Consider the following 14,697-nt stretch of genomic DNA (forward strand, 5'->3'; position numbering starts at 1 on the left):
ACGCAACCTTATTATTAACCATGATCGTGCCAATGAAAAGTTTAATTCTATAAAAAACGTCATTTCCCTTTTACGTAATATTTTCTGAATATTAATAAAAAAGAGAGCTTACATGCTCCCTTTTACCAGATTTATATAGCAGTTGCCTTTTTATATGCTTCCAGCACTGCAGACTGGATAATTTCCCTGGCCGAAGAATTAATGGGATGGGCTATATCTCTAAATTCGCCACTGGGAGTTTTGCGGCTCGGCATAGCCACAAATAAACCTTTTTGCCCTTCTACAACTTTTACATCGTGAATAACAAACATATCGTTGAGGGTTACTGAAACAATTGCCTTCATTTTGCCGTCGGTGAGAATTTTCCGCACTCTAACATCCGTAACGTTCACTGTCTCACCACCTTTCCAGCCATAAGTTGCCATCTGATTGTTTAATTCTTCGGCATAAGGATAAAAATTCCTGCAAGCTTTTTTAACAAGAGAAAATATTACCCTTCTAAATACCCCCTTTTATTCAACGCTTCTTTAATTTCAGATATATGGCTCCGGTCCCTGGTCTCCAAAACCATATCTACCCGGGCCCTCCTTAACGGTACTTTGGGATCGATGCGGTCGTGACTGATACTGATAACATTACCCTTATACCGGGAAACCTCTGCCAGTAATTTATTCAGGCTGCCGGGAATGTCCGGCAGAAGGCAGCTCACCCTGAGGCGCCTGCCTTCCTTAACCAAGCCTCTTTCTATAATCACTGATAATAAATTTATATCGATATTGCCGCCGGAAATAACGACTGCCACATTCATACCTGGAAATACTACTTTACGCTGCAGAAGGGCAGCAAGACCTACCGCACCGGCCCCCTCCACCAACAATTTAGACCTTTCCAGAAGCAGCAATATGGATCTGGAAATTTCCTCATCATCTACAGTCACAATATCATCAACATAGCGGCAAACCATTTCAAAAGTAAACTGCCCCGGCTTTTGTACTGCAATCCCGTCCGCTATGGTAGAAATATAAGAAACTTCTCTTATCTCGCCGGCTTTTTTACTTTCATACATGGAAGGGGCCCCTTGGGCCTGCACCCCCACAACCCTTACTCCGGGCTTTAACTGTTTTAAAACACAAGCCATCCCGGAAATCAGGCCCCCGCCGCCTACGGGCACTACCACGGCATCCAACCCGGGTAATTGCCTCAAAAGCTCCAGGGAAATCGTACCCTGGCCGGCCATAATCCTGTAATCATCGAAACCGTGAATATATGTGGCCCCGCTGGCCTTTTGCAAGGCCATGGCCTGTTCAAAAGCTTCATTATACCCCTTTCCGGACAGTACGACTTCCGCCCCGTGGCTGGCAGTGGCCATAATCTTGGAAATGGGGGCACTCTCAGGCATAACAATGGTAGATTTTATTCCCAGCCGGGAGGCCGCATACGCAACCCCCTGGGCGTGATTCCCGGCCGAAGCGGCGATTACCCCCTTTTGTTTTTCGTGACCCGCCAGGCTGGCTATGGCATAATAGGCACCCCTTATTTTAAAAGAACCGGTTCTTTGGAGGTTTTCCAATTTAAGATAAACTTGACTTCCGGTTAATTCGCTAAAGGTCCGGGAATAATCCAGGGGAGTATAATGTGCTACCCCCGACAGGCACTCTGCTGCCTGCCTGACCTCTTCCACAGTCAATTGATCACTCATGTCATTTTTCTCCCAGTTTCAATTCCCCCAAATAAATAAAACATCACTGGTATATTATTACCAAAATCAGTTTATTTAATTACATAATATTGGCATAAAATAAAAAAACCCCTACGGGGTTAAAAAAACAAGCTTTTTCTTATTTTTATCTCGCCATTCCTAACTTTTTATTTACCAGGTCCAAATCGCTGGGTTTATCCACATCTATACCCAGCTCAGGATCTGTACTTATCACTACCTTCCCCTTAATCCCAAGCAACCTGGAAACCTTTTTTTGTGCTTCTTGCAAGGTGACGGAGCGCATTAAGTATTTTACCAAAAACATCAATCCAACCAAGCGGCATAACTTTAAGGGACTTTTTCTGGCATTAACCAGCTGTTCTCCTATGGGTAGACAGCGCAAAACCACTTCCGGATTCAAAAGGAAAACATTTCCCCCGGTAAAAACACCTTCCTTAAGACTGACATAAGTTCGCTTACTTTTGGCAAAGCGCCTTTCCACCACTTCCCGGGGCACTATGGGATAATAAAGATCTGCCGCCCCTTCTTGCTCACATAAATCCAAAAAATTATCAATAGCTTTAGAATTGATTAAGGGTATATCGGAAGTAACTACCAGTACCCGCTTTGTTTCCGGTAAGCAGGAAAGGCCCAGCACTATATTTTCAACCAGGCTTTCCTTGGGAGTGGTGACCTGTACGTTTTTACTGGCAAACTTGCCCGATAATTCCTCCTCGGGCCCCACCACCACAATTCGGTTAATGCGGTTTGACTCGCGGAGCGCATCGACTACGTACTCTACCATGGATTTTTTCCCTATGGGGATAAGAGCCTCATAGCGAACGGTACTGCACGCACGCAGCGCCCCTTGATTAAGGCTGCCTGCCAACACCAGGGCATCAACCATACTATTTCTCGGCCTCCTGTAAAGCTCTTAGAAAACTTTGTTCAGCATTTTCTATATGTTCCCGGGCCAATGTCTGGGCCAATTCCACGTTTCTTTCACTAATGGCTTCTACAATTTTTTTATGTTCTTCAATGGCATCCCTGGTACGTCCGGGCATGGCCAGGGATGTAGCCCGAAATCGCTGTATTTGCTCGTGAAGAAGGGTTATGATACTTGTCAATCTCTGGTTTCTGCTGGCCCGGTAAATAATTTCATGAAAATTGTTATCACTTTCTACCATGGCATTAATATCATCCCCGGAAATAATTTCCGATGTCTCAAACAAAATTTTTTCCAGGTCATCAAGTTCCTCTTCGGTTATTCTCTCTGCAGCCAGCCCGGCGGCAAGTCCTTCCAGGGCCGCCCTTACTTCAAAAATATCCACGACATCCTTTACTGAAATGTTGGAAACATAGGCACCCTTTCTGGGAACCATGGCAACGAATCCTTCCAGCTCCAGCTTTCTTATAGCTTCCCTGACAGGAGTTCTGCTGACGCCCATTTGCTCGGCCAGCTGAAGCTCCATTAACCGGTCCCCCGGTTTAAGGGCCCCGTTAATAATAGCCTCCCGCAGCGTTTCGAAGACAACTTCACGCAGGGGTTTATAACTATCAAGCTTAATAGGAGCCAACTTGGGTTTATCCATAACCCCCGCCTCCTTTTTAATCTAATTTTACCCTTTAACAGATAATTATAGCAAGTGGTTAGAGGGATTAAATGGTGCGTGTTACTATTATATCCATATCTTTTACTTCCAGGCGGTGCGCCACTTCCCTTGCCGCATCAATACCTGTTGTAAGCCCGAAAACGGTGGGTCCGCTGCCGCTCATTTCCACACCCATTGCACCGGCCTTTTTCAATAAAGACTTTATTTTCCTTATCTTGGAATGCATGCCTGCTGTTACCGGTTCCAGGGCATTACCCAAGCATGAAACTATATCTTCAATCTTTCCTCTTTTTAAAGCTTTAATCATGGAATCGGTATAAGGCCCCGGTACGCTGGAAAGCCGGTCAAAAAGTTTATAGACTTGGGCGGTGCTGACGCCGAAGACCGGTTTTACAAGCACCACCCCCATGGGAGGAGGAGAAGGAAGGGGAGTCAACTTTTCACCCTTACCTTCAGCCAGGGCGGTTTTTCCCATTATGCAAAAGGGAACGTCAGCCCCTATTTTCCCCCCCAGTTCCATTAACTCCTCCGGCGAAAGCCCCAACTCCCAAAAGCGATTAAGTCCAAGCAGGGCTGCCGCCGCATTTGCCGACCCCCCGCCCAGGCCCGCTGCAACCGGCACTCTTTTTTTTATATGGATATGTACTGCCCTTTCAAGTCCGGAATACTCTTGCAAAAGCCTGGCTGCCTTATAAACCAGGTTATCAGACCCTAAGGGGATGACTTTACTGTCAGAAGAAAGGGTAATGCCCTGACTCCCCTCGTAAATCTCTAAAGTATCGTGCAGCTCCAGGGACTGCATCACCGTTCTTATTTTATGATAGCCGTCAGGCAACTTGCCTAAAACATCCAGCGTTAAGTTTATCTTTGCATGGGCGGGTATAGTAATCAAATTTTTAACCTCCGGCTATTTCATAAAGAAAAATTCCAATTAATCATTAACTCAACAGAATTATCCTCAAGTTAAGATTTTATAGAAATACGTATACTAAATTACCTTATAAAGATATTTCTCCCTGTTTACTCTCATAAAATTAAAACCAAAAGTAGAAAGGAGTGTTCTTTTGACTGGAGATTCCGCTACCCGGCTTGTTATCAATACCACCCTCCGCCGGTTATATCATTATCGTGGCAAACAATTGGTAAAAGTTTACCCGGTGGCTGTAGGTAAGCCCTCAACCCCTACTCCCACCGGTGATTACAAAATAATAACCAAAATCTTGAGCCCCGGAGGGGTACTGGGAACGCGGTGGATGGGACTTGACATCCCGGGCGGCAACTACGGCATCCACGGAACCAACAATCCTTCTTCCATAGGAACCGCGGCGTCCCTGGGGTGTATACGCATGTATAATCATGATATAGAAGAACTTTTTCCCCAAGTAACCATAGGAACTCCCGTACACATAACGAAAAAGACCTGCAACGGACTGGAAAAAACTAACCTCCCCCTTTCCCAGCCCAAAACACCCTCCACCGGGAAAAATGAAATTTATATAGTCCAGTTGGGAGATTCCCTTTGGAAAATTGCCACCAAATATAATCTTACAGTGGAAGAACTGGTAGCCTTCAATCAAATAAAGAACCCCGATCTGATTTACCCGGGACAGAAAATAATCATTCCCGGAAGGTAGCATAAAAGTGGAGGTAATATTAATCCAGGCCTTAATAGCCGGGCTGGGGACCTGTCTGGGGTCTGCAATTGTTCTCTGCCTCGGGTATTTAAAAGCCCGTTCTTTCAGCTTTCTTCTCGCCCTGGCAGCGGGAATAATGGGCTCAGTGGTCCTTCTGGACCTGCTACCCTCCTCCCTGCGGCTAGGCGGACCTGTAAAATGCTTGGTGGGATTTTTAGCCGGCCTTTTTATTATAACATTTTTAGATATTTTAATCAGTCATGGTAACTGTGATAATCTAAAAGAAAATCATTCCTTGCAAAGAATGGGCTACCTGATTGCCCTGGGCATAGCCCTTCATGACCTTCCGGAAGGGTTGGCAATTGCCGCCGGATTTTTTACCCCGGGATCCCTGGGGCCAATGATAGCCCTTGCTATCGGCCTGCATAATATACCCGAAGGCATGGCCACCGCCCTACCGCTCAAGGCCGGAGGAGTTTCCCCCGCACGAATACTGGCCCTTAACGCAGCCGTGAGCATGGTTACGCCCCTGGGAACTCTTCTGGGATTGTTAATACTCCATACTACGCCCTCCCTCATATCCGTACTTTTGGCTTTTGCCGCCGGGGCAATGACCTATATCGTGCGGGATAAGCTTATCCCGGCCTCCCACCGCAGCGGAAAGGCTCTTTTAATTCTGGGAATGACTCTGGGATTCTTTCTCATGTCGGGCATGAATTTATTTTTTGAGTAAGAGCCATGCACCTCCTGCCATGAGTAAAGTTCCTGCCACCCGGTGCCAGGTAAAAGGAATTTTATTCATGCCAAAAAGGCCGAGGTGATCCACCAGGGCCGCCGTAAGAACCTGCCCCAGTATGATAGCCGTTGTGGCCACGGCCACACCCACCTTGGGAATACTTCGCACAACACCGTAGATGATTAAAACACCCAGTACCCCTCCCAAATAAGTATACCAGGGGGACCTGGTAAAAAGGGCCAGATTACCGTCCCCCAGACCAAAAACAAAAAGGAGAATGCTAACCAGTAAAAGCCCTACCAAGTGTACAACAAAAGTAGCTTCTAAAAGTCCTATTACCTTTCCCAGGGCAGAATTAAGAGAGCCCTGCAAGGCCATGGTAACTCCTGAGCCAGCTGCGATAAAAAGAGCGATAATTCTCCCCGTTAAGTGCATGCACATTCCTCCGTTTTTTGTTAAGCCGGGCCGGTGCTTCCCGGCAAAGGGAGCACCGGCCATAACCAGTGAAAAGCAGGCCTTCATGCCTGCTTGTTCGCCTTACCCCTTCTTCGCTGAAAAGGCCACCTGCCAGGAAGGTTCTTTCGGCTACAGGGCTGTGCATTGTTTCACTCCTTCCCGGAGTTATCTACCTTATTTTCTTTTCCCGGTAGAACTAAAAATATACGGGGTCAAGTTTTTTTCTCTTCTCCGAAATCCCACTTAATAATTCCCTGCTTTTGGCCTTTATCCTTTTGTCCTGGCAAAGCATCCTTTTCGAGCTTACCTTTAGGCTCGCCTGGTGGCTTATATACATTCCTTTCCACTTTCATTTTGCCGGCAGCCTTTCCCACCGGTGGATTTTCTGGAGCAGTACTTTGCAGGGCCTTTGGTACCATACCCCCTCCGGGCATACCGCCTAAAAAATTACCCAGTAACCCCATTAAAGAAGAAAGATCAAAAGCTTGCCCCCTGCCTTGGCCGCCTCCCGGCAAATTTAAAAGCATGGCTGGATTAAAGGGCAATTGCCCCCAGGGAGAGTTACTTTGATTCGCTTCTTCATCCCTTTGCACATTTAATCCCCACACTATGCCTAATAAATTAAGCAAAGCCAGCATAATCAATGTATTTTTTTTCCCGTTCTTTTGTTGATATTCCAATAACTTTTCCAGCACATCAGTTAACCCGTTTCTTTCCGACGATATCTCTTTTTCTTGCTCACTCAAAACTACCACCTTCCTTTTTAGCATTTATCACTATCATATTCAGGTCCTCCCCAGGATTGCTTCGATTCAGAAAAAGTATAGGTAACACATTTTTCCCAAAAGGCATAATATAATCCAAAGTCATACCACAGCCGATGATTGAAAGGGGGTCAAAACAATTTGTCCGGCCAGCAGTATAATCCATTTGCTTTTTTCATAGTTTTAAGTTTACTCGCCTTAACCCCTCCACAAGTTCTTAACAAAAGCATGGAATCCTTAAGTTTTGCCCTGGGCGCCACAGCTAAATCCGTAGAAAATATTAAAAAAGGGATGGAAACTCTCAATAGCGGGCTACAGCAATTTGCCCAGCACAGCACGGGTACCGGCGGATTTCAACAGGGCAGCTTTGGGGGAAATGTAAAAGAGAGCCAAAATGCAAATGTTTCCATATTGCCCGTGACAGCCGGCCGGGAGCATGGGGAAGGTAAAAAACAGCAGGAACCACTTGCCACGAACAATGAAACTTCCACAAAAGATACTTCCGCACCGAAAAATAATCAAGGATAATACATAAAAAGTGACCCTGCGCGCGGTATTAATATTTTTCATATAAAAAGGGCTGCAGCAAAACTGCAGCCCTAACTTTTGTTTACAGGCACCCGGCCCAGGGGGAAAAACAACTCGCCGGACATTTTTGCCTTGGATTGATCCTTTTCCCCGCCGATAAGCTCCACAAGTCCCATAAGGTTGACAAGGCTTAAAAAAGTCAAAAAACTGGCTGAATCCATCCCCTGCTTGTTTTTTAACTCCAAAATATCAAAAAGCAGCTTTTCCATACCGGTCCGGCCTGCTGTCAATTTACTTCACCCCCTCTACAAAAGCCCGGAAATTGACGGTAGTCCTATACCTCCGGTAATCTTTTTGATCTCTTCCTGCAACATCCTTTTTGATTCTATTAAAGCCTGGTTAAAAGTTTCTGCAATAGCGGCGGCAAGCCCGGAAGCATCCTTTTTTTCAAAAACCGCCGGGTCTATGACCACCTGCATCAATTCCTGGTGCCCGTTCATTACCACCTGCACGGAACCGTCTTCAGCGGTTACAGTTACTGTCATGCTCCGCACCTTTTTTTGGATATCCTGGATGTATTGCATTATATTCCCTATATCCAGACCCATTTAAGCCCCTCCTCGGCATAAAAATGAACTTTTAAAGTATATGTACCGAAATTAATAATTAGAATAAAAAAAGCTGTTTAATAAAAACAGCTTTTACTGCATATAACATCTCTTTACAAAAGGGCACACCCCTTTTATCTCGCAACAGTTCCTAAAAGTTTAACCCTTAGCAGGGCAAGGTATTTTAATTTTCTGGCCGATTTGTAAATTTAGAGGATCCACGCCGGGATTTGCTTGTTTAATTGCTTCTACGGTAGTGCAGTACTTTTGGGCCAGCTTATAGAAGGTATCTCCCGGTTTGATGGTATATTCAATTACCTGGCCGGGCGGGCAAACTTCCGGCGGCTTTTCTTCGGGTATTTCTACTTCAGTAACAACTTTCTTTTGCATGGTCTCGATAACTCTACCCGTTACTTTTAATACCACTTCCACATGTATATCATTATTAGAAAGATCTGCCTTAGTATACTCCGCCATTACTTTTACCTGTACATCCATATCTTCCTCGGCACCGGGGATTTCCAGGAAAGTTCGGAAATTAAGCTGCCGGTGTACCGAATGGACCGGCTGGTCTAAAGCTGCCGTATCAGCAACGTAAATAATGTGCATATCAACGTAACCCCGGACTACCACCTTGTTCTTTAGAACTTTTTTCTCCGTTACTTCAACTTCACTGACGTTGGCATCCAGCACTTTTTGCGCCGGTGGTTTCCCTTCGGGGGGTGAAAAAGTATCCCTCAGAACAACCTGGCTGGTATCCTCACCTACCACGCTTTCCACGCGCAGCAAAGTGGTTTCAAAGGGACAATCCAAAACATTGGTAATAATGTTAATTACCCTTGTTTCCGTTACATCCACATCCAGCCTTAACACCACGTAGGCTTTAACTCTTTCAAACCCTTGATTAACCTGCTCCCCGGCCAATTCTACATCCGCACTTTCAACCGTGGCATCCACTTCCACATTCATATCCGGCTCGACTCCGGGTATTTCCACGTAGCTGCTGAAAGGCAGTTCAATGTGCATATGGTGTACCGGCTGAGCCGGGTCTTCTGCGGATACATACAAAACCTGAAGCACCACTTCACCATCAATGATTACTTTATCCTTAATAACACGCGTATCAGTAATAGTGACTTTTGTATCCACCACATCTAATATCTTTGCCGCTGCCGGTTTCTCTGCCGGTATATTAACCTCATCCTCAACTATAATCTGGGTACTTTCACTTCCTACTACATGTTTAATCTTTATTTTCTCCGATTCTACCTTGCAGCCGGGAATTTCCACCAATACTTCAATCTCACGGGTTTCAGTAACTTTTGCATGTACTTCCAATACTGCAGTTACATTTAATACCCGTGAATTGGCCCGTGTGACTTTCACATCCTCAATTTCCACATCTACCTTGACATTCATGCCGGGCTCTGCCCCGGGGACCTCAACATAAGTAGTAAAGGGCAACTCCCCCTGTGTGTGGTGAACCGGCTGGGCTGGATCGTCTGCCACATAAATCACTTGCAGTGTTAAAGTACCGTCCACTATAACTTTATTTTTAAGCACGCTTACATTATCTACTTTTACTGTCTTATACACAGATACAACTTCACTTACATCCGGTTTACCTTCCTCTACGTTAATTTTTCCCCGGACCACTTCCTGTCGCGTTTTCTCGGCAACTACTTGTTTAACGGTAATTTTTTCTGTAACCGGTACCTTATTTACAGCCATACCTGCTCCTCCTTTCACAGAAGTTCTGTATTATATATATGGAAGTTAATCCCGAAGTGTGCCAGGTAAAGTAGCGGGATGAAATAAAAAGAAAAGAAGGACGTCAACCGTCCTTCTTTTGGGGGAAATTTTCCAAGTTAAGTTTTATTTATTTAAAGATAATGTTTCTATGAAAAATTCTACCCGGCAAACATTTGTACAAACATTTTTCCGTAAGGCCCGCCATTAACAACACCTATACCCACTTCATGAAAATTTTCACTTAATATGTTTCTTCGGTGTCCGGGAGAATTCATAAGGGCCTCATGGGCACTGAGTACCGTGGGGGCCCCGGCAAGGTTTTCCCCGGCATAATTAAACTTTACTCCGAACTGGCGCATCATATCAAAGGGCGAGCCATAAGTAGGTGAAGTATGGCTAAAGTACCCCTTTTTTATCATTTCCCGTGCTTTTAGCCTGGCAATTTGAGTCAGCTTCAAATTGGGGCGGAGCTCGTGCAGCCCCCGGGAGACCCGCTCCTTGTTTACCAGGCTGAGCATTTGCCGTTCGTCCGGAGAAAGTCCCTGGATGGAAGCGGAATTAGCTTCAGATTCGCCCCCGGGAGAACCGGAGCCAGCTGGGGATTCAGATTTCCGTTCCTGCCCTGGCTGAATCCCGGGCTCGAGTGCTGCTTCGGATTGAGAATCATTACCACCATTTTGACTCTCGATAAATAACAGTACGATATATTTGTAACCATCACCCTCAACAATGCCAATGCCTATACGGTCAAAATCGGTACTTAAAATATTTTCCCTGTACTTTTCTGAGCGGTTCATCAAAAAATCATGGGCCGAGGCGGGAGAAACGGAAGAACCGGCAATGGCCAGGTTTTTCCCCTTACCGGCAAACTGTACTCCCATATTATGGAGCATCTCAAAAACATCAAGGGATGATTTATAGACAAATGTTCCACCTGCAAAATCACCATTTTCGAGCATATCTCCAGCTTTGAGCCGGGCCAATTTAACCAGGGCGGCATCGGCCTTCAGGGGTTGTAACCCCCTACTGGTGCGCTCGTTATTCACCAGTTCCAGCACCTGTTTCTCGCCGGCAGCCATTACTCCGGTATTCCCGCTGCCCGCAGGAGAGTCCGGCTGCGGACTGGGACCGGAATCCGGAGCTGGCTCAGGATTTGACTCCGGCTGCGGGTGGGGCCCGGGTTCCGGAGTTGATTCAGGGCCCGGCTTCACCTCATTATTTTGTTGACCAGTTTGCTGGTTAGATTCAGGTTTCGAAGATTGTTCATGTTCAGGCTTTGAACCAGGCTTAGACTCCGGGTTAGACTTTGCAGGGTTAGGCTTATATTGCCCAAGTTCATTTTGTTCAGGTTCTTGCTTTTCCCCGGCAAAAATTTCTACTACATACTTCTGCTCCCCGGCGTTTACCACCGCCACTCCAACGGTATCGTAGCGAGAATCAAGTATATCTCGGCGGTGGGACTCGTAGCACATCAGGGTACTGTGCAAGAGGTCAACAGAAACCGATGCCGAAGCGCGGGCAATTTTTTGACCCACGTACCGGTACTCCAGGCCGGCCCTTTCAAGCATGTCCTCCAGAGTGCCGTGGGTACGGGAGGTATAACTTAAATAATTGTTATTTGCCATATCCTCGGCCTTAAGCCTGGCCAACTCGCTAAGTTTCTCATTCAAGTTCAGCTCAGAAACTCCGGCTTCGGAGCGGTCACCGTTAATCAATTCCAACAACCGGCTTTCGTCTCTGCTAAGGGATATACCCGCAGCAGCAATTTCAGTTGATTGATTAAACTGTTGTAAGGTCTCATCATCTACCGCAAAAACCGGACTTACAGCAAAAGCCAGCACCACCGTGCAAAAAACCGCTAACACCATAAATATCCCTAAAGTTTTTTTCAAGTAAGTTTCCACTGTCACTGCTCCTTTCTTATATTTTTGAAGGATTTTCAGGATTTAGTTAACTTAATCCTGTTTTAGGCAGTTACGGATACACAGTGCAGATATAGCAAGTATATCTTAATGGTACCAGATGACAGTATATGTAACAATTTGTTGAATATTAGTTACGTCTTTGATTAGTTAACAAGTAATGGTTATTTCGGTTAAAAATTATTGTTAACGTAAAATTCGGGGACCATGGTATAACTAACCAAAAAAACCAGCAATTAAATGCTGGCTTTTTATAAAAATAACGTCCAAAAATATCTTTTATTTTATGGCTACTAAAACAGCACCCAGCCCTTCCGTAAGGGCAAGGCATTCCAGCTGTCCATCTTCATTCTCATAAAATGAGGTTACTATAAAAAATTTTTTCCGCAGTCCTTTACGAAAACGTTTTAACATTAACTCGTCCAGGTTTTTAAGGGCCTCCAATTTAACTTCCCCGTACTTCAGCACAAAGGAATACCTGCCGTCAGCTTGCTTTACAAATGACGCACTGCAACTGCCCTGAGCGGAGGTAAGGCCGAACCGGTTAAAATTCGCCAGGTAATCTTTTACCGCCCGGATGGCATCGTCCCTTTTACTAAAAAGGGGACCGATGGCCGGAATATTATCCTCCCCTAAAAAAACCAGTGCCTTATCTTCGGCCCGGTATACCCTTATACCCATGAACGTTCCCTGCACTAAAAGGTTACTTGCAATTGTTCTAAAACATTATTTATTCGATTAAACACGGAATATTGATCGGAGCCGGCAAAGATTAAGCCCACTGCTTTCTGCTCCCCGTTTAAGACCAGGGAACCGCTGTCCCCGGGATTTACCTTTATATCGGAAACTACTTGATCGGAAAACCAACCGTATTCTTCCTCTCCCAATTCTACCCGCAAGCTCACGCCGATGGCCGTTACACCGCCCTCCGTCAAGCCACTGGAACGGCCGCTCTTTTTTATGGGCATACCCAACTGCGCCTCCGCCACTCCTTCCACTTTCCCCAATTCCATTATTTCGTCAATTATCTGATTCGGCTGGTCGGGTTTGGCCACAGCCGCATCGATTAAATTTGAAGCCCTGGTATGTCTTACAAGCTTCATTTCATAATCAGGCCGTACCACTTTTATCAGCCTGTTTCCCATTCTTTGAACCCCTGCAGCTACAGGACATTCCGGTTCCTGAATAGTTCGCGTCAAGGGTATGAACCTTAACAGTGAGCCAATACGATCATTAAGAGTCCCGCCGTCATAAGGCCCGGGTTATGATACCACATTGATCTTAAAAAAGCCCGGTGCCTTTGCACCGGGCAAAATCGCTTAGACAGAGCGCACATTGTAAAGAATGATAAGCCCTTTTTTTTGCCCAATTTTTTTTAGCTGCTCCTTACTTAAAACTGTCTTCAGGCTATATTTTTCCATTACCTCTTCATTAATTTTTTCACCGCTTTCAATTACGATTATTTTTTTTAAAAATTGTTCCAAAAATATGCGGTCAATGTCTCCGTTATCTAATAAATCCAGCCCTATATCATTAATTTTTTGATAAATATCTTCGCTTGTTTTTTGTATCTCTGCCCACTCGGCTTTTAATTTATCCAAACAGCCCGACAGAAAGGCTATTTCCTTTTCTAAAAATGAATTTATTTCTAAAAAAAGTTCCCCTGAAATAATACCTCTAGCTTTATCAAGGTAAGCCATTTGCAGTTGTCTCTTTCTGCTGGCAATTTCATCTCTTAATTTCTTAATTTTTTTATGATTGTCGTCTTTATTATTATCTTTCTCATACTCCCTGATTAACTGATCACGGAAAGAAATACCGTCGGCCATACTTTGTATATCCTGGATTATATAACTGATTAACCCCTTTTCTGAAACATGGTGGCTGGTACAGGCCTTGCGCCCCAGCCTGTTGTAAAGCCCGCAAATATATCCTGCCGGCCTGTTTCCCTTTTTCCGGTATATGTGGTGGGCACCGCAGCGGGCACAAACAATGAAGCCGGTAAACAGGTGGGGGCCGGCCCTTTTACTTTTTTTCCTGCCCTGCCCTTCCAGCCACCTCTTAACCCGCATCCTCTGGGCCAGTTCAAAAGTCTCCCTGCTAATAATAGCCTCGTGAGTACCGGGCACCACAATCCACTTTTCACTGTTTACCCGCCGGGTTTTCTTGGACTTAAAAGAAATCTTCTCACTTACTCCTTGCACGCTGTCTCCGCAATATACCCGGTTGGTAATAATCCGGCGAATATGTTGCTCATTCCAGCGCTGGGATTTGGGCGCGTACAAATATCCTTTGTCCTGACTGGGAGTGGGAACGCCCAATCCCTGAACATAATCGGCCAGTGCCCTGTAACCCCAACCTTCAATGTATAGCTCGAATATTTTTCGGATAATTTCCCGGTAACGTTCGTCTACCACCAGCTTGTTTTTTTCCCGGGAAGATTTAAGGTAACCGAAGGGCGGCCGGCCCAAAAACTCACCGTTTTGCTTTTTTTTTCTAAGGTTATAACGAACTTTTTTGGATATGTCCCGGGCATAATGCTCATTAACCCAGGTTTTAATGCCTATAATTTCGTCGTCATCCCTAAAACTATCGTAGTTGTCTCCCAAAGAAATCAAACGTACATTTTTTTCCTCTAAAAAAGCAAGAAAAGTTAACGTTTCCCCGTTATTGCGGCCTAATCTGGAAAGGTCCTTAACCACAATGACCTTTACAATCCCGCTGTTAATGTCGTTGACCAGTTTAATCAGCCCGGGGCGGTCAAAACAGGTTCCCGATACGTCATTGTCTATGTAAAATTTAAAGCTGCCAAGCCCGTTTTTCTCCACATAGTCCCTTAACAGCTGGCACTGGGTTTCCAGACTTTCATCCCGCTCACCCTTCTCATTCACACTGAGCCGGGCGTAAATGGCCACAACGGGCATCCCTTACCCCTCCCGCGGTGAGTGTTGTACTGCTTTATCGGCAAGGACTTTTTTAAATTTT

The 14,697-nt window shown here is 45.3% G+C and carries 17 protein-coding genes; 3 read left to right on the plus strand and 14 right to left on the minus strand.

The genetic code is table 11. The annotated features are described in order from the left end of the window. Window positions 1-131: 131 nt before the first annotated feature. The 5 genes from spoVG to ispE all read right to left on the minus strand — a co-directional run bounded on the left by spoVG (window position 132) and on the right by ispE (window position 4,204). Window positions 132-392 (minus strand): septation regulator SpoVG, encoded by a 261-nt coding sequence (spoVG, locus tag ACX4JR_RS15805; RefSeq protein ID WP_476060591.1) that lies wholly within the window; start codon window positions 390-392, stop codon window positions 132-134. Between the two features lie 98 nt (window positions 393-490). Further along, window positions 491-1,699: a threonine ammonia-lyase gene (ilvA, locus tag ACX4JR_RS15810; protein ID WP_476058953.1), complete on the minus strand. Its 1,209-nt coding sequence runs from the start codon at window positions 1,697-1,699 to the stop codon at window positions 491-493. A gap of 145 nt (window positions 1,700-1,844) precedes the next feature. Then, complete coding sequence (locus ACX4JR_RS15815; protein ID WP_476058954.1) at window positions 1,845-2,606, minus strand: NTP transferase domain-containing protein; 762 nt, start codon at window positions 2,604-2,606, stop codon at window positions 1,845-1,847. Window position 2,607: 1 nt separating this feature from the next. Beyond that, window positions 2,608-3,291, minus strand: coding sequence for a GntR family transcriptional regulator (locus tag ACX4JR_RS15820; protein ID WP_476058955.1), 684 nt, complete (start codon window positions 3,289-3,291; stop codon window positions 2,608-2,610). A gap of 67 nt (window positions 3,292-3,358) precedes the next feature. Then, window positions 3,359-4,204, minus strand: coding sequence for a 4-(cytidine 5'-diphospho)-2-C-methyl-D-erythritol kinase (gene ispE / locus ACX4JR_RS15825; RefSeq protein WP_476058956.1), 846 nt, complete (start codon window positions 4,202-4,204; stop codon window positions 3,359-3,361). Between the two features lie 172 nt (window positions 4,205-4,376). Between ispE and ACX4JR_RS15830 the strand changes: the two genes are divergently transcribed. Together ACX4JR_RS15830 and ACX4JR_RS15835 are read left to right on the plus strand one after the other, a co-directional pair. Then, window positions 4,377-4,946, plus strand: a complete 570-nt coding sequence (locus ACX4JR_RS15830) for a L,D-transpeptidase family protein (protein WP_476058957.1) — start codon at window positions 4,377-4,379, stop codon at window positions 4,944-4,946. Between the two features lie 7 nt (window positions 4,947-4,953). Beyond that, entirely contained in the window at window positions 4,954-5,679 is a 726-nt protein-coding gene (locus ACX4JR_RS15835) for a ZIP family metal transporter (RefSeq protein WP_476058958.1), read from the plus strand. Here the strand turns inward: ACX4JR_RS15835 and ACX4JR_RS15840 are convergent. Then, window positions 5,665-6,117, minus strand: coding sequence for a DMT family transporter (locus ACX4JR_RS15840; RefSeq protein ID WP_476060592.1), 453 nt, complete (start codon window positions 6,115-6,117; stop codon window positions 5,665-5,667). The genes ACX4JR_RS15835 and ACX4JR_RS15840 overlap by 15 nt on opposite strands. A gap of 233 nt (window positions 6,118-6,350) precedes the next feature. Then, the gene (locus ACX4JR_RS15845) at window positions 6,351-6,908 is read right to left on the minus strand and encodes a hypothetical protein (RefSeq protein WP_476058959.1); all 558 of its coding nucleotides are present in this window, start codon (window positions 6,906-6,908) and stop codon (window positions 6,351-6,353) included. 135 nt (window positions 6,909-7,043) lie between these two features. Here ACX4JR_RS15845 and ACX4JR_RS15850 point away from each other — a divergent pair, with 135 nt between their 5' ends. Next, entirely contained in the window at window positions 7,044-7,430 is a 387-nt protein-coding gene (locus ACX4JR_RS15850; protein ID WP_476058960.1) for a hypothetical protein, read from the plus strand. A 71-nt stretch (window positions 7,431-7,501) separates the two neighbouring features. Here the strand turns inward: ACX4JR_RS15850 and ACX4JR_RS15855 are convergent, their stop codons facing one another. The 7 genes from ACX4JR_RS15855 to ACX4JR_RS15885 form a co-directional block, all read right to left on the minus strand. Continuing rightward, window positions 7,502-7,720: a hypothetical protein gene (locus ACX4JR_RS15855; RefSeq protein ID WP_476058961.1), complete on the minus strand. Its 219-nt coding sequence runs from the start codon at window positions 7,718-7,720 to the stop codon at window positions 7,502-7,504. Window positions 7,721-7,735: 15 nt separating this feature from the next. Next, on the minus strand, window positions 7,736-8,038 hold the full coding sequence (locus ACX4JR_RS15860) for a YbaB/EbfC family nucleoid-associated protein (RefSeq protein WP_476058962.1): 303 nt from the start codon (window positions 8,036-8,038) through the stop codon (window positions 7,736-7,738). 159 nt (window positions 8,039-8,197) lie between these two features. Further along, window positions 8,198-9,769, minus strand: a complete 1,572-nt coding sequence (locus tag ACX4JR_RS15865) for a DUF3794 and LysM peptidoglycan-binding domain-containing protein (protein ID WP_476058963.1) — start codon at window positions 9,767-9,769, stop codon at window positions 8,198-8,200. Between the two features lie 179 nt (window positions 9,770-9,948). Then, the gene (locus ACX4JR_RS15870) at window positions 9,949-11,658 is read right to left on the minus strand and encodes a CAP domain-containing protein (protein ID WP_476058964.1); all 1,710 of its coding nucleotides are present in this window, start codon (window positions 11,656-11,658) and stop codon (window positions 9,949-9,951) included. Window positions 11,659-11,991: 333 nt separating this feature from the next. Further along, a complete protein-coding gene (locus tag ACX4JR_RS15875; protein ID WP_476058965.1) occupies window positions 11,992-12,393 on the minus strand; it encodes a hypothetical protein in 402 nt (133 codons plus the stop codon). A 14-nt stretch (window positions 12,394-12,407) separates the two neighbouring features. Continuing rightward, on the minus strand, window positions 12,408-12,857 hold the full coding sequence (locus tag ACX4JR_RS15880; protein WP_476058966.1) for a chymotrypsin family serine protease: 450 nt from the start codon (window positions 12,855-12,857) through the stop codon (window positions 12,408-12,410). A gap of 174 nt (window positions 12,858-13,031) precedes the next feature. Further along, on the minus strand, window positions 13,032-14,636 hold the full coding sequence (locus tag ACX4JR_RS15885) for a recombinase family protein (RefSeq protein ID WP_476058967.1): 1,605 nt from the start codon (window positions 14,634-14,636) through the stop codon (window positions 13,032-13,034). Window positions 14,637-14,697: the final 61 nt, after the last annotated feature.

This window comes from Desulfofundulus sp. JL263-se (genome assembly GCF_056316025.1).

Bases quoted from the DNA above. Each gene is read 5' to 3' on its own strand.
- ilvA (WP_476058953.1), bottom strand. From the start codon at position 1,699: ATGAGTGATCAATTGACTGTGGAAGAGGTCAGGCAGGCAGCAGAGTGC.
- ACX4JR_RS15815 (WP_476058954.1), bottom strand. From the start codon at position 2,606: ATGGTTGATGCCCTGGTGTTGGCAGGCAGCCTTAATCAAGGGGCGCTG.
- ACX4JR_RS15875 (WP_476058965.1), bottom strand. From the start codon at position 12,393: ATGGGTATAAGGGTATACCGGGCCGAAGATAAGGCACTGGTTTTTTTA.
- ACX4JR_RS15860 (WP_476058962.1), bottom strand. From the start codon at position 8,038: ATGGGTCTGGATATAGGGAATATAATGCAATACATCCAGGATATCCAA.
- ACX4JR_RS15885 (WP_476058967.1), bottom strand. From the start codon at position 14,636: ATGCCCGTTGTGGCCATTTACGCCCGGCTCAGTGTGAATGAGAAGGGT.
- ACX4JR_RS15870 (WP_476058964.1), bottom strand. From the start codon at position 11,658: ATGGTGTTAGCGGTTTTTTGCACGGTGGTGCTGGCTTTTGCTGTAAGT.
- ACX4JR_RS15880 (WP_476058966.1), bottom strand. From the start codon at position 12,857: ATGGGAAACAGGCTGATAAAAGTGGTACGGCCTGATTATGAAATGAAG.
- ACX4JR_RS15840 (WP_476060592.1), bottom strand. From the start codon at position 6,117: ATGCACTTAACGGGGAGAATTATCGCTCTTTTTATCGCAGCTGGCTCA.
- ACX4JR_RS15845 (WP_476058959.1), bottom strand. From the start codon at position 6,908: ATGCTAAAAAGGAAGGTGGTAGTTTTGAGTGAGCAAGAAAAAGAGATA.
- ACX4JR_RS15820 (WP_476058955.1), bottom strand. From the start codon at position 3,291: ATGGATAAACCCAAGTTGGCTCCTATTAAGCTTGATAGTTATAAACCC.
- ACX4JR_RS15865 (WP_476058963.1), bottom strand. From the start codon at position 9,769: ATGGCTGTAAATAAGGTACCGGTTACAGAAAAAATTACCGTTAAACAA.